This is a genomic window from Candidatus Dormiibacterota bacterium (genome assembly GCA_035544955.1).
In the GTDB taxonomy this organism is placed as follows: Bacteria; Chloroflexota; Dormibacteria; order CF-121; family CF-121; genus CF-13.
The window spans coordinates 53,091-67,759 of the sequence record DASZZN010000005.1; the positions used below are offsets into that span (position 1 = coordinate 53,091).

Consider the following 14,669-nt stretch of genomic DNA (forward strand, 5'->3'; position numbering starts at 1 on the left):
CGTTAGGCGGCGGGGTCCGGAAGGTTGGGATCGAGGTCCGACCGCTGATTCGCCTGATGACTCGCGGCATCGTGCGCCTCCATGACCCGGGCCCACGCGGCGTCGTCGGCGGGTGCGCGTTCTCCTGGCGGCCAATCGGTTCGTAAGCGTCGAGCGACGCGCAGCTGTTCCGCGAATCGGCGAGCAGCCTCAACAGGATCGTCAACATCTGCCACGCGCGCCAGCCCGGGCGGGCGAGGGGGCACCGCCAGCACCTCACCTTCCGCGGTCCGCACCAGTTGCCAGCCACCCTCATGCGCCATCCAGTGATGTCGATGGCACAAGAGGATCATGTTCGTGAGGTCGGTCTCGCCGCCATTCGTCCAGTGGACGACGTGGTGAGCATCGCTCCAGGACGCCGGCCGATCGCAGCGCGGCCATTTGCAATGACCGTCGCGGGCGTTGAGCGCGCGACGCATGGCCCCGGCGACCACGCGACGCGCGCGTCCGACGTCGATCACAACAGACTCGGGTGCCAGCACAACGCGGGTGATCGTGCCATCGCATGCCAGGCGCTGCACGGTCGCCGACGACACGGGTAGCGAGTACTCCATGTCACCCGCCGGAGATCCGGCCAGTCCCCGCAGCGTGTCGAGCGAAGCCGTTACCTGAAGATGCGGACGCTGCGGAAGCACGCCGGTGTCTTGTGCGTGACTGCAGACTTCGACGAAGGCGTCCGCGTTGCGGTGTTCCCGGCCGCGCTCATCGTGGTCGCCATGCGGCTGGGCCAGCGGCTCGAGCGCGCTGCGAACCACGGCGCCACCAACCGCGTCGAACCAGCCCTCCAGGGCCAGTGAGCCGTCTTCGTAGGTGCTCATCTTCAACGTGCGCGCCTCGGTTGCGCGCTTTTGCTCGTCGGTAAACGCCTCGGGGTCGGTGGCGTGGCGCAGGTGATGACAGAAATACCAGAGACGGCCGACACTGGACTCGCGGGCCTTCTCGAGTAACTCGCGCTCCTCGAACGGCGCGGCGGTGGATGATCCCTGGACGGCCTGCGCCGTCCGGGCCATCAGCGCCAGATGGGCGTAACCGATCTCGGCGCTCTCGACCGCTTCGACGCTTCGCGGAAGTTCATCGAGGTGCTCACCGACCGCCAGGCTGTTCCAGACCGCACCGCTCGACATCCGGCAGTGATGGCGGATCCAATCGATCGGGCTCACCGATCCCTGCTCGTCGTACTCCTCCGTCTTGGCGAACTGGGCGGTGGTTTCCGAGAACTCCAACTCGAGAAGGTCCTGGCCATGCCGGATCCCTTTCAGCTCGGCGGCGAGCTCCGCCGGCTGGCGATTCGCTTTCGGACGCTGGCGGAAGCGGTCGATCGCACTCAGCAGCTCCGCCACGTAGGCGCCCGTCGCCAGGGTTGGCTCGGCATCTACCACAATTCTGTGTAAGTTTAGCGAACATGCGTTCGTTTGTCAACTCAGCAAAGACCCTCGCGCAGCCTCCCCAAGCTGGGGAGAGAAATCTCGGCGTTTAGCTGAATAGCGTGATGACGCCGGCGACCAGCAGCGTCACCGTCCACAGCAGGTCGACGTTGAGCCAGGCCCGGTGCAGGAAACCGACACCAAGACGTTCATAGACGACGATCGCGACCAGTCCCATCACCACGAGCAACGCCACCGTGTGCAGGGTCGCCGCCGCCAGTCCCTTCCACGGTGAGAAGGACGCGGTGTAGGCGATCAGCGTCATGTCCTGGCTGCCGCTCGCGTGGGGGGACAGCTTCAAGAGGATCGGAACCAGCATTAGGCCGGCTCCGTGGGCGGACGACATCAAAAACGACCAGCCGAAGAGTCCGCGCGGGCCGATGCGCATCCCGAATCCGCGCGGGTGCGCGTGCTTGCGCCAGAGCCGGTAGAGCGCGAACCCCAGGAGTAAAGCCGCGCCGGCGATGCGCAACGCCTGTGGGGCGATCAAGAACTGGGCTCCCGCGACCAGCACCACGATCACCGCGATGGCCGCCTCGTGGCCGATGGCGATCGGAAGAAACGATTCCCAGACGGCCGACCGTCGCCGCTCCTGCAACCCGCGGGCGACGGCGAACAGCCAGCCCATCCCCGGATTCAGGCCGTGGTAGGCCCCGAGAATGATCAAGACATCCCAGGGCCACCACCCCGTCATGCGCCTACCTCAGGAGAAGCAGTACGAATCCGATGATGCGTCGCCGCCCTCGAGATGCACCTGGTGGAAGCGTTGCTCCGACTGCACGAAAAAATTGCGGTCGAGCTCGATGCCACCGTTGTCACCCACGTCGAGCTTCGCGACCCAACCCTTCATCCCGTCCGGATAGAACTGGTCGTCCCAGGCCTTGTAGAGCCCGTTCGATACATACACCCGCTTGCCATCACGGCTTACTTCGACCATCTGCGGACCGCCGTTGAGTGCGCCGGAGTTCGGATGCGCGGCGCGCCGGACGATCCCGCCCAGGTGCGCGGAGCCGGTCTTCTTGGGGTTGAACGGATCCGAGACGTCGTACTGGAGGAATTCGCCGGTCCCCCAGCACGAGACATAGAGGAAGCGATCGTCCAGGGAGAGGTTGATGTCGCTCACCAGCGGCGCCACCGCCTTGAACCCCTTGAGGATGGGCGGGAGCTGTTCGGGATCGGCCGGCTCCGCCGGGATCTCGATCACCTTGCGGGCCTTCCAGGTGTTGCCGTCCTGGTACCAGGCCCAAACGGAAGAGCTCAGGTCCTTCAGGCTGGTGACCACACCGACGAACCCGTACGCTTTGCTGGGATCGTGCGCGGGGCGCAGCTCGAGCACCATCTGCTGCTCGGCACCGAGGTCGATCACCTGGCGATGGCGACGCTTCGGCAGGTCCCAGATGTGCAGCTGGTGGCCGTAGCCGCCTTTAAACAGGATCTCGGGAATGACGCCGTTCTCGATCATTTTCGGCGTGCCCCACTCGCTGGTGACCATTGTGTCGTAGCCGAGGTGCCACCAGAAGTCATAGGCGAGATACTGCGGCCCGCGGTCGAGCTCCCAGCGACCGCGGACATCGAAGGTGTCGTGGTCGACGATGAAGATGCCGCCCGGCCCGTCGCCGCTGGGGGAGCCAAGCGCGCTGACGTAGATCCCATCGGGTCCGCAGTGGCTCGTGTGGGGACGGCTGTAGCCGGCGCGGTTCGCGATTTCCTCCGGCTCGATGGTCTTGACGATGCGCGGCGCGCGCGGATCCGGCTTGGTGTCGATGACATAGATCCGCGACGAGCGGATACCGGGCGCCAGCAAGTAGCGGCGCTCGACATGCGGATGCGCGGCATACGGGCAAAGGGAAGAGCTGCACGCGTTCCAGCCGAAGTGGTGGAGCTCGTCACCCGCGTGCGTCGTCGTCAGGGTGTTGAGCACCGTGCCGTACGTCTTGGAGCTGCGATCGGCGTCCAGCGTGGCCAGCCCGTCGGGGCCGTCGCCGGGGTTGACGACGACGACGTAAGCCAGCGTTTCGGGCGGCGCCTGGGCGGCCAGGCGAGGCGAGGCATAGAAGGTCGGATCGGCCCGCAACAAGGTTGCCATCGAGTTGCTCCCTCCCAGATTGTTGACTAGTTAGATCGAAATAGTCAGGAACTTAGGCGCCTACTCTATCGAATTGTCCGAGGGAGGTCAAATACGGAGTGGATTTCAGGGCGTCTTCGGCCTACTGTCACCCGGTAGATCGAGCTTTCACGGGTCGCGTCCCTCGTGGACGACAGGAGGGTAAGGATGAACCAACTCGCCGACAAACGTGCAAGGGGGCGCCGGCGGCGGAGCGGCATTCACCGGCACCCGCACTCAAGCAGGAACGCTGAGTCGGTCAGCCCGATTTGACGGGATGACCGAGCTTCGTACAATCCGACGATGAGTCCTCTCCGAGGATCGACGCTCAGCGTCGTCGGAGCCGGCGTGATGGCCGAGGCGATCATCGCCGGCGTCCTCGAGCGCAAGCTGGTCGCCGCCGGGTCCATCGTTGCCAGCCATCCTCGCGCCGACCGCCGGCACGCGCTTAGCGAAAAGTATGGAATCCACGTGACGGCCGAGAATGCCGAGGCGGCGAAGCGGGGTGACGTCGTAGTGCTGGGGATCAAGCCGCAGGTGATGCCGGGTGTTCTGGCCGAGATTCGTGGCAGCCTCGCGCCCGAGAAGCTGGTGATCTCGATCATCGCCGGGGCAACGACCGAGACGCTGCGCAAGGGTCTCAACCACAATGCGCTCGTCCGGGTCATGCCCAACACGCCGGCCCAGATCGGCGAGGGCGTGAACATCTGGTACGCCACGCCGGAGGCGACCGAGGCGCATCGCGAGCAAGCCCGCGCGTTGCTCGGCGCGCTCGGACACGAGCTGCAGGTGGGCGACGAGCGCTTCGTGGCGATGGCGACGGCGGTCAGCGGCACCGGTCCGACCTATGTCTTCCTGGTCATGGAGGCGCTGATCGACAGTGCGGTGCACCTCGGATTTCCCCGCCACCTGGCGCATGACCTCGTCCTCGAAACGATCAAGGGATCGGTCGCGTTCGCCGAGCGGACGCAAAAACATCCCGCGCAGCTTCGCGACATGGTGACCTCCCCGGGCGGGACGTCAGCGGCGGCGCTGCACGAGCTCGAGCGCGGCCGCCTGCGCACGGTGCTGGCCGATGCCGTCTGGGCCGCCTATCGGCGGACGATGTCCTTGTCGGACAGCCTCAGCGCCGGCAAAGATCCGGAGCCAATGCCGCCCCGCTCGGATAACTGACGCCGTCGCCTGTCCCTCAGTTCCAGGTCGGGTCGTCAGACTCCTTCACCAATCCGTCTGAGCCGAACACGAGAAAGCGCTGAAAGGACTTCAGCAACCAGCGGTCGTGCGTGACCGCCAGGATGGTGCCCTCGTACTTCCAGAGCGCGTACTCGAGCGCATCGGCCGAGGCGACGTCGAGGTTGTCGGTCGGCTCGTCCAGGACGAGCATCGTCGATCCGCGGACCTCCAACACGAGAATCTGCAAGCGGGCCTGCTGGCCGCCCGAGAGTTTCTCAAACGGGACGTCGGCGGCGCCGTCGAGTTCGTAGCGGCGTAGCGTCCCCATGGCGGCGGTGCGGTCGACCCCTTCACGGCTCAGGACCGCGAGCGGCGCGGCGCGGGCGAGGTGCGGCGAGTCGTGCAGCTGCGAAAAGTAGCCGACGGTGACGCGGGCACCCAACATCCAGTCTCCCGTGTGTTCGACCGCGTGACCTGCGAGCAGCCGGACGAAGTGACTCTTGCCCGTCCCGTTCTTGCCAATCACGCCCACGCGCTGACCGAAGAGGATCTCGGTGCTGAACGGTCGCACGAGCCCCGGGAAGGCGAGCTCCTTGATCCGCAACGCGATCGTGCCGGTGCGGCCCCCGCCTAACCGGATCGTGACTTTCTGCTCGCGCGGCCGCTCGACCAGCTCGGTTTTTTCGTCGAACAGGCGAAGCCGGCTCTCAGCCGCTCGGACTTTCGGGCCCCACACGTCCGAAGATTGCGCACGGCGGCGATACTCCTTGAGCGTCGCGATCAATGCCGAGCGCTGCTCCTGATAGCGGCGGTGATCCTCCTCCAGGCCGGCGATGCGTGCTTGACGCGCATCCTCATAGGTGCCGAACGGTGCGGGATGCGTCCAGCTGCCCTTCGCCTCGAGGGTCACGATCTGCGTCGAGGTGTTGCCCAGGAATTCGCGGTCATGGCTCACATAGAGGATCGTCTTGCGGCTGGCAGTCATGGTGGCCTCGAGCCACTCCTTGCCGACGACATCGAGGAAGTTGTCCGGCTCGTCCAGCAGCACAACTTCCGCATCGGAGCGAAACAGCGCTTCGAGCAGGACGCGTTTCAACTCGCCGCCCGAGAAGGTGTGTGCCACGCGCGCGCCGATTGCCTCGAACGGCTCGCCCATGGCTGTCATGGACGCGGCGTTCCAGCTGACTTCGAGCTCGTAGCCACCGAGCTCGCCCCAGCGATGGACGGCATCGGCGTACGCGACGCCGGCAGCCTCCGTCGCGCCAGCCTGCATGATGCGCTCGGCCGCCACCAGCGCCGCCCCCGCACGCGCCAGCTCGACTGGGGCCTGGGCGAGGAGCAGCTCGCGAAGCGTGGCGGGGGAGTGGGGATCGTGGACGAGCTGCGGCATCCGGGCCAGCCGCCCGATCACGCGGATCAGGCCCTGATGCGCCTCGTCGGCCTCGGCGATCAACCGCAATAGCGTGGTCTTACCCACGCCGTTGGCGCCGACGAGGGCCACGCGCTCGCCATCGGGGACTTTGAAGGAGACCTTGTCGAACAGGGTCCGGCCACCGGGAAAGGCGTAGCCGACCTCGACCAGCTCGATGAATCCCACGCGGTTAGCCTACGGCGCCGTCAGCGGGACGTGATCGTGCCGCAGTCGAATGACCCACTCATCGTCACCGGGGCCGCGGCGATCGCTCGCGCGTTCATCAGTACCGCGGTGATCTGCCCGGATTTTTGATCCGCGTTGAGCGTGAGCGAGACCTGCCCCACCGGGGGTTGGTGCCCGGCGTTGACCTGCGACGTTCGCGCGAACGCTGGGTTCGGGTTGCTGCCGTATTCCGTGGCCGTCGGAGCGTTTGGCGGGATGGTTCCGAGGACGACGTGAACCGGCGCGCCCACCCTTGGACGGATGCCGGTCCCCTGGTAGAGCGTGCGCGTGTCGATGACAGCCGGATCCGCGTACTTTCCCGGCCCGGTGTAGGGACTCACGCTGATCAACAACACCATGTGATCCCTTCCGACGACACTGACAAAACCGCCGTTCCATTGTTGCGTGCCCTGGACCCTGCTGGTAAAGCACCCCGAGTTGAAGTCGCGATAGTTCAACAGCTGGGTCATCTTTCCACTCAAGGCTCCCGAAACAGTGAGTCCCGCCGACGGGTGGTGGGTTAGCTGACTGAGGAAGGGACCGACGAGCAGAATGGTGGCCACGGCAAGCCCCACGCCGACGATCAGCCAGAACCGCCGCAGCACACGCCCTAGCGCGGTCGAGTAACGGCTCCCTCGCTGGCTGACGAGACCAGCGCGGCGTACTTGGCAAAGACACCCTGGGCATAGCGCGGCGCCGGTGGCTGCCAGTCGTTGAGCCTCCGAGCGATCTCGTCCTCGGACAATTCGACATTCAACTGGCGATTGGTGACATCGACGACGACGGTGTCCCCATCGCGGAGGGCTGCGAGCGGGCCGCCGCGCGCGGCCTCCGGTGCGATGTGGCCCACCATCAGACCGTGCGTCGCGCCGGAGAAGCGGCCGTCGGTGATCAGCGCGACGGCATCGCCGAGGCCTTCACCGACGAGCGCGCCGGTCACGCCCAGCATCTCACGCATCCCGGGGCCGCCGACCGGTCCCTCATAACGGATCACAACCACATCGCCCGCCTTGATCTTGCGCGCTTGGACCGCGGCGAACGCCGCCTCCTCGCTGTCGAAGACCCGAGCCGGGCCCCGATGCAGGAGGCGTTCGTGGCCGGCGAGCTTGACCACGCAGCCTTCGGGCGCGAGATTGCCGCGGAGAATGGCAAGGCCGCCGGTCGCCTTCAAGGGCTTGGCGAGCAAGGTCACCACCTTCTGGCCCGGCGTCTCCACCGCGGCGGCGGCCACCTGCGCCATCGTCCGGCCGTCGACCGTGCGGGCGGCGCCGTTGATCAGCCCGCCTTCGGCCAGGCGCTGCGCGACCAGCGCATTGCCCCCAGCATCGTGCAGGTCCTTCGCGACGTACGCGCCGCCCGGTTTGAGGCTCGCCACGACAGGAGTGCGCGCGGCGACGCGCTCGAAGTCGTCGATGCTCAACGGCACACCGGCCTCTCGCGCAATCGCGAGCAGGTGCAGGACGCCGTTCGTCGATCCCCCGGTCGCGGCGACCGAGGCAATGGCGTTTTCCAGGGCGGCCCGTGTGACGATCTGGCGCGGTCGAACGTCCTTGGTGATCAGCTCCATGACCAGCCGGCCTGCCTGCTCCGCCACATCATCTTTGTGCGGGTCGAGCGCGGGGACGTCATTCGCCCCCGCCGGGCTGATCCCCAGGAACTCGATCGCGGTCGACATCGTGTTCGCGGTGAACTGGCCGCCGCAAGCGCCTGCGCCCGGACACGCGCTCTCTTCAACCTCGCGCAGCTCCGCGGCGTCCATCTTGCCGGCGGCGACCGCGCCGACCGCTTCGAAGACGTCCATCAGCGTGATGTCGCGGCCACGATGGCGGCCGGCGGCGATCGTGCCGCTGTACAGGGCGAGTCCCGGGATGTTGATCCGGACGAGGGCCATCACGGCGGCCGGGATCGTCTTGTCGCAGCCGACGATCAAGACCAGGCCGTCGAAGAGGTGCCCTCGCGCGACCAGCTCGATCGAATCAGCGATCACCTCGCGGCTCACGAGCGAGGCTTTCATGCCCTCGGTGCCCATCGAGACGCCGTCGGAGACGGCGATGGTGTTGAACTCCATCGGCGTGCCGCCCGCCGCACGGATCCCGGCCTTGACCTTTTCCGCGAGGCGCCGATGGTTGAAGTTGCAGGGCATCGTCTCGATCCAGCTGTGCCCCACCCCGATGATGGGCTTGGCCAGGTCCTCACGGGAGAACCCAATCGCCCGCAGCATGGCGCGCGCGCCCGCTCGGTCGTCGCCCTCCGTCAATCGCGCGCTCTGCCGCTTGAGCGGCGACGCGCCGATTGGGTCCGGCATGGATTCACCCTCCTTCGAAGCCCCGATTCTACCGTCCGAACCGGTACGATGCGACGACACACAGCGAGGACAGCAGTACCCAGATGAGCGCCAGCACCACCGAAGCGATCCTCCCCGAGGCCGGTCTGCGCGCCGAGATCCGCCTCCTTGGGCAGCTGCTTGGCGAGACGCTGCGCGAGCACGAGGGCCTGGCGTTGTACGAGTTGGAGGAGTCGATCCGGCTGCGCACGAAGGAGCTCCGCCAGCGCTACGACGCCAACGATGAGGTCACCCTGGTCGCCGAACTCGGGCGCATCCCGCTCGAGGACGCCGCCCGGCTGGTCCGGGCTTTCGCCACCTACTTCCAGCTGGTCAACCTCGCCGAGCTCGAGCGCCAGGCTCGATCCGTGGCGGAGACAACGGAGGACGCTGGGGAGCTGGACCGATCCGTCGCTCGCTTCGCGGCGCAGCGCATCTCCGCCGACCGGCTGACCGCCACGCTCCAACAGCTGGAGGTGCGGCCGGTGCTCACCGCGCATCCCACGGAAGCCGTCCGGCGCAGCATCCTCGACCACCAGGACCGAATCGGCCAGGAGCTGGCGCAGCTGCGCGCACCGCTTTCAACCCGTGAGCGCGACCGAGTCAGGCAACGGATGGCCACCCAGGTCGAGGTCCTCTGGCATACGGATGAAGTCCGATCGGTCCGTCCGCGCGTGCTCGATGAAGTCGGGAATGCGCTGTTCTACCTGGAGCGCACCTTCTTCGACGCCATTCCGGACGTGCATCAGCAACTCGCCGAGGCGCTGGTTCGGCACTACCCGGGCATCCAGGTGCCGCTGGACCCGCCGATTCGGCTTGGCTCGTGGGTCGGAAGCGATCAGGATGGCAACCCCAACGCCAATGCCGCGATGCTGACCGAAACGCTGCGGCTGCAACGGCGCACGCTCCTGACCCGCTACCGGGAGCGCGTGCGCGAGCTGGCGCGGGACCTCAGTCAATCCACGCGCCTGACGCAGGTGAGCGACGAGCTGACGGCGTCGATAAGGCGCGATGAGGCGGTGCTGGCGGACTATGCCGAGACCCTCTCACCCGGGACTAAGGACGAACCGTACCGGCGCAAACTCTCCTTCGTCTGGCGGCGGTTGGGCGCCACGCTTGATGGAGAACCCGCGGCCTACGCGTCGGCCGATGAGCTGGCCGCGGACCTCGACCTGCTGGACGTCAGCCTTCGCCGCCACGCCGGCGCCGCTGTCGCGGACGGCGATTTGCTTCGCTTACGCCGCCAGGTGCGGGCCTTCGGATTCATCGGCGCCCGCCTCGATGTCCGCCAGCATCGCGCCGTGGTCCGCGCGGCTGGGATCGAGGTGGTGAACCGCCTCGGGGCTGCATCGGATCGGCGCCGATCCGCGACGCTCAACCCACCGCCGATCTCGCTCGACGCGGGCCGCTGGTCAGCCGCGACGGGCAACCTGCTCGCCACACTTTCGGCGATGGCAGCGGCGCAAAAGGCGGCGCCCGGCTCAGCCCAGACCTTCATCCTGAGCATGACCGAAAGCGGCGACGACATCCTGCAGGCCCTCTTCCTTGCGGGCCTCGCGGGCCTTCACGACCTCTCTGCCGACCCGCCGAGGAGCGACCTCGATATCGTGCCGCTCTTCGAAACCTCCGAGGCGTTAGAACGCGGCCCCGCGATTATCGAGAGCCTGTTGAGCGATCCGGTCTATGCCCGCCAGCTCGACGGACGGGGCGGGATCCAGGAAGTGATGCTCGGCTATTCGGACAGCAACAAGGAGGTCGGGTATCTTTCCGCGGCCTGGGCGCTGGACCGCGCGCACCAAGCGATCGCTACGGTCGTCGCGCGGCATGGACGGCGGCTGCGGATCTTCCACGGGCGCGGCGGAACGGTTGGCCGCGGCGGCGGCCCAACCCATGAGGCCATTCTGGCTCAGCCGGCGTCCGCGCCGGATCCCAGAATCAAGATCACCGAACAGGGCGAGGTCATCCATCGCAAGTACGCGCGCCCCGAAACCGCGCGCCACAACCTGGAGCTGGTACTTGGCGCCACGCTCGAGCACGTCTTGATGCCGGCTGAGGTGCGCGAACCGCATCCGGCGTGGCGAGACGCGATGGACGCGATGGCCGAGGAGAGCCGCCGGCAGTATCGCGCGCTCGTCTACGAGGACCCGGGCTTCCAGTCGTACTTCCAGCAGGCGACGCCGATCGAGGAGATCGCCCAGCTCAACACCGGCTCACGTCCGGTAAGTCGCGGCGGTACGCTCGCCGTCCAGGATCTGCGAGCCATTCCCTGGGTGTTCGCCTGGATGCAGAACCGGCACCTGCTGCCGGCCTGGTATGGTGCCGGCTCGGCATTTGCCACGTACGCGCAGCGACCTGGCGGCCTCGAATGCCTGCGCGACATGTATCAGCACTGGCTGTTCTTCCGATCGCTGGTGGACAACCTCCAGATGGTGCTGGCCAAGGCGGACATGCGGATCGCCCGGCAATACGCGAACCTGGTCGCCGACGCGGGCGAGCGGGACCGCCTCTTTTCGATCATCGAGGCGGAGTTTCAGCGGGCGCATGACGCGGTACTGCAGATCACTGGCCAGGAGTCTGTCCTCGAGCGGCAGCCCCAGCTTCTGGCGAGCCTCCGGCTTCGAGACCCCTACATCGATCCGATGAGCTACTTCCAGGTGCGTTTGCTGCGCGAGCTGCGCGGCCTCCCCGCCGGCGATTCGCGTCGCGCCGCACACTTGCAGGCGGTGCTGCGGACGATCAATGGCATCGCGGCCGGCATGCAAAACACCGGCTGATTTACGGTTCGGCGGGCGAGCGTCGCTTTCGGCTACGGCGTTTCGGCGGGGCGGCCGGTGGGAGGGCTCGGGTGTAGGTCCCCATCACCTGCAAGAACGTGGTAGCGTGCCGCGCCGCCCGCAGCGACTCCGCGACATGCTTCTCGGATCGGCCGCCGTCCAGGTCGAGGTAAAAGAGGTACTCCCACGGCGGGTCGCGGCGCGGCCGTGACTCCAGCTTGGTGAGATTGACGCCCGTGTTGGCAAAACAAGCGAGCAAGCGAAAGAGAGCACCAGGCTCGTTGGCGACGGCGCAGACCACGGAGGTCTTCTTCCCGTGGCGCGGGCGCTTGATGCGCGGTGGCTTGGGCCGGCGCGGACCCCGCCGGGTAATGAGGAAGAAGCGGGTGATGTTCTCCTGCACCGTCTGGATCCGCTCCGCCATGATTTCCAATCCGTACAGCTCGGCGGCGCGACGCCCGGCGATCGCCGCCTGGTCCTTGCGGCCCTCCCGTTGAATCTGCTTCGCGGCCCCGGCCGTGTCATAGGCAGGGATGGGTTCGAGATGTTCTCGCACGATGAAGGCCTCGCACTGCGCCAGTGCCTGCGGATGTGACAGGACGCGGTTGATCCGGCCGCGCTCGGCGCCTGGCATTGCCAGGAGGCAGTGGTCGACCTGGAGGGCCACCTCCGCGACCACGAGCGCGCGGTACTCGAGCAGGAGGTCGTAGGTCTCGAGCACGCTGCCCCCCTGCGAGTTCTCGACCGGGACCAACGCGAAGTCCACCGACTGGTCGGCAACCCGGTGGAAGGCATGCCGCAGCGTTCGAAACGCCTGAGGCTTCGCGGTGGGGAAGGTGGCGTGGAGCGCCTCTTCGGAATAGGCGCCCGGTTCCCCCTGGTAGCCGATCGTGAGATCGCTGGCGATCTCGCAACTCTATCGAACCTAGGATCTATTCATGAGCCAGGTCAATGTCATCGTGATCCACGTGCGAGCGAAGCAAGCGGCCGAGTATGAAAAGTTGTTCGTCGAACGTCAGCTGCCGCGGTGGCGCGACTATCACAAACGGGGCAAGTTCATCAGTGCCCGGTTTTTCCGATCACAGTTCGGTTCGGACGAACGCAAGTCTGTTGTCAAATACGTCATCGTCGTCGAGGTTCCCAGCATGGCGGAGCACCACGAACATGACTCGGACCCCGACTTCCAGGAGTTCGATCGGCTGGCCGACGAGTTTCAACCGGAAGGCCCCCTGGTTTTTGGAGGAGATCTGATCCACTCCGTGGGTTGAGCTAATCGAGGGCTTTCAGGCGCGGCCAGGCCTGGTCGAGCGGAACCAGCGGGCTGCGACAGATCCAGATCGCCTTTCCGTATTCCTCGTTACGCAGTCCGTAAGAGTTCGTGATGGTGCCGGCCTGCTGGATGTCGCCAAAGAGCGTCGCCAGGTATCCCCGTGGATAGCCGACCACGATGACGGTCGACGGCGCCATGTGCGCCGGCGCCCAGTAATAGTAGGTAAGGTGTGCCGACACCACCGGCGGCAGGCCGTGCCCGTAGAAATCGAGCGCGCCGGCCTCGCCGTAGTTGCTCGCCAGGATCATCACCGAACTGCGGTCGGATAACGGCAGCCGCTGGTAGACGGTGGTCACCTGTTCGACCAGGTCGGGCCAGCCGTACATGTCGGCAAAATCTTTTCGCGCCTTCCAGATGCCCGAGTCGGCCATGGCCTTCGCAGGCAGGATCGGCAACCCAATGGGCAGGAGGACGAGCGTGATCGCCACGGCGACCGACACCGCGACGCGGCGGATCCAGCGATGGCGCACCGCCTCGACGAACCAGATGGCCCCCGCCGCGTAGGCGAGCGGATAAATCGGCGCGGGATAGTAGGCCTTTCCGCCGACGAGGAAGAAGAACAGCTCGACGGCAATGATCGTGACCGCGGCCGCCTTGAGGCGTTCGTCGCGCCAGAGCCACCACACACCCATGACGATGGGAGGGAGGAGCTGCGGACCGGCAAGCAGGAGTTGCTGCAGGACGTAGGCGATGGGACCGTCGGTGGCCCCACGGTGGTGGATCGTATACGCGACGCTGTCCCAGTGATGCCCAACCTGCCAGACGAGGTTCGGCACCAGGAGAAGGATGGCGATGCCGAAGCCAAGCCACGGCCAGCGGCTCGCAAGATGCCAGCGGGCCTTTGTGGCGAGGAGTCCGACCAGCATGGCGATGCCGAGGCCGATCACGGTGTACTTCGTCTCCAGGCCGACGCCGAACACCACTCCGAGCAGCAGCCACTCCCTCGGGTCGGCTCCGCGGAGCAACCGGACGAAGAGCAGGCACACGACTGCCCAGACGAGCTCGTCGAAGCTGACCGTCTGGTAGAGGATGTTGGCCCCGACGAACATCGGCGAGATCAACACGGCCAGCGCCGCGAGCGTCTGCGCCAGCCGATTGCCGCCAAGCTCGCGGGCAATGAGGGCCGCGACGACGATGATCCCGGCGCCGGCCAGCACAGTGAGCAACCGTAGCGCCGGCAGCAAACCCGGGAAGATCGCCTGGTCGAGCCTCGCCAGCAATGGGGTGATTGGCGGGTAGTCGACGTAGCCGAGGGCGAGATGCTGGCTCGACGCCAGGTAGTAAAGCTCGTCTCGGTGCCAGCCGTAGCGGTCCGCGACCGCCATCGTCACCCCCACCTTGGCAGCGACCAGCAGGAGCAGGGCCGTCCAGGGTGGGCTTGCCTTGATGGTGCCAAGCTAGCACAGCGATAATTGCTTGATGGACTCAGAGGGACAAACGGGCGTCACGGCGGCCGACGAACAGTTCCTCGCCGCGTTCGAGGCAGGAAAGATCGCCAATCAGGACTTCCATCATCGCGACCACCTTCGGCTGGCCTGGATCCAAATCCGCCGGCTGGAACTCGATCGAGCAGCCGATACCGTCGCCGGGGCGATCCGGCGATTCGCCGCCCACCACGGGCATGCCGACCGCTACCACGAGACAATGACGCGCTTCTGGGTGCGCGTGGTCGGCATGGGAATCACCCGTCACCCGACGCTGTCCTTTGACGACCTGCTGGCCGCTGAACCGCACCTCCTCGACAAGAACCTGCCGTTCCGTCACTGGTCGCGGGAGCGCATGGCCAGCGATGACGCGAGGCGGCAGTGGTTGGAGCCGGATATCAGGCTGATGCCCGCGTCGTAGTCCTCATCCCGAACGTCTCAA

General features: G+C 66.5%; 12 protein-coding genes. 4 read left to right on the plus strand and 8 right to left on the minus strand.

Annotated features, from left to right (window positions below; all coding sequences use genetic code 11):
* Positions 1–2: 2 nt before the first annotated feature.
* From VHK65_00765 to VHK65_00775, 3 genes are all read right to left on the minus strand, one after another.
* Positions 3–1,418 carry a DUF222 domain-containing protein gene (locus VHK65_00765; GenBank protein HVS04684.1) on the minus strand — a complete coding sequence of 472 codons (1,416 nt, stop codon included), beginning with the start codon at positions 1,416–1,418 and terminating at the stop codon, positions 3–5.
* A gap of 94 nt (positions 1,419–1,512) precedes the next feature.
* Positions 1,513–2,157, minus strand: coding sequence for a hypothetical protein (locus VHK65_00770; protein ID HVS04685.1), 645 nt, complete (start codon positions 2,155–2,157; stop codon positions 1,513–1,515).
* A 9-nt stretch (positions 2,158–2,166) separates the two neighbouring features.
* The gene (locus VHK65_00775) at positions 2,167–3,549 is read right to left on the minus strand and encodes a selenium-binding protein SBP56-related protein (GenBank protein HVS04686.1); all 1,383 of its coding nucleotides are present in this window, start codon (positions 3,547–3,549) and stop codon (positions 2,167–2,169) included.
* 321 nt (positions 3,550–3,870) lie between these two features.
* Between VHK65_00775 and proC the strand changes: the two genes are divergently transcribed.
* Positions 3,871–4,740, plus strand: coding sequence for a pyrroline-5-carboxylate reductase (proC, locus tag VHK65_00780; protein HVS04687.1), 870 nt, complete (start codon positions 3,871–3,873; stop codon positions 4,738–4,740).
* 16 nt (positions 4,741–4,756) lie between these two features.
* On the opposite strand, the gene VHK65_00785 is transcribed toward proC, so the two are convergent.
* From VHK65_00785 to ilvD, 3 genes are read right to left on the minus strand one after another with little or no spacing between them, the layout of a single operon-like run.
* Entirely contained in the window at positions 4,757–6,337 is a 1,581-nt protein-coding gene (locus VHK65_00785; protein HVS04688.1) for an ATP-binding cassette domain-containing protein, read from the minus strand.
* 20 nt (positions 6,338–6,357) lie between these two features.
* Entirely contained in the window at positions 6,358–6,981 is a 624-nt protein-coding gene (locus VHK65_00790; protein ID HVS04689.1) for a hypothetical protein, read from the minus strand.
* A 5-nt stretch (positions 6,982–6,986) separates the two neighbouring features.
* Positions 6,987–8,681 (minus strand): dihydroxy-acid dehydratase, encoded by a 1,695-nt coding sequence (gene ilvD, locus VHK65_00795; protein ID HVS04690.1) that lies wholly within the window; start codon positions 8,679–8,681, stop codon positions 6,987–6,989.
* 83 nt (positions 8,682–8,764) lie between these two features.
* Here ilvD and ppc point away from each other — a divergent pair, with 83 nt between their 5' ends.
* On the plus strand, positions 8,765–11,473 hold the full coding sequence (ppc, locus tag VHK65_00800) for a phosphoenolpyruvate carboxylase (protein HVS04691.1): 2,709 nt from the start codon (positions 8,765–8,767) through the stop codon (positions 11,471–11,473).
* Position 11,474: 1 nt separating this feature from the next.
* On the opposite strand, the gene pheA is transcribed toward ppc, so the two are convergent.
* Positions 11,475–12,380: a prephenate dehydratase gene (gene pheA, locus VHK65_00805; GenBank protein ID HVS04692.1), complete on the minus strand. Its 906-nt coding sequence runs from the start codon at positions 12,378–12,380 to the stop codon at positions 11,475–11,477.
* A gap of 31 nt (positions 12,381–12,411) precedes the next feature.
* Between pheA and VHK65_00810 the strand changes: the two genes are divergently transcribed.
* The gene (locus tag VHK65_00810; GenBank protein ID HVS04693.1) at positions 12,412–12,741 is read left to right on the plus strand and encodes a hypothetical protein; all 330 of its coding nucleotides are present in this window, start codon (positions 12,412–12,414) and stop codon (positions 12,739–12,741) included.
* A 1-nt stretch (position 12,742) separates the two neighbouring features.
* Here VHK65_00810 and VHK65_00815 read toward each other — a convergent pair whose 3' ends face one another.
* Positions 12,743–14,128, minus strand: coding sequence for a glycosyltransferase family 39 protein (locus VHK65_00815; protein HVS04694.1), 1,386 nt, complete (start codon positions 14,126–14,128; stop codon positions 12,743–12,745).
* 94 nt (positions 14,129–14,222) lie between these two features.
* Here VHK65_00815 and VHK65_00820 point away from each other — a divergent pair, with 94 nt between their 5' ends.
* Positions 14,223–14,648: a hypothetical protein gene (locus VHK65_00820; protein ID HVS04695.1), complete on the plus strand. Its 426-nt coding sequence runs from the start codon at positions 14,223–14,225 to the stop codon at positions 14,646–14,648.
* Positions 14,649–14,669: the final 21 nt, after the last annotated feature.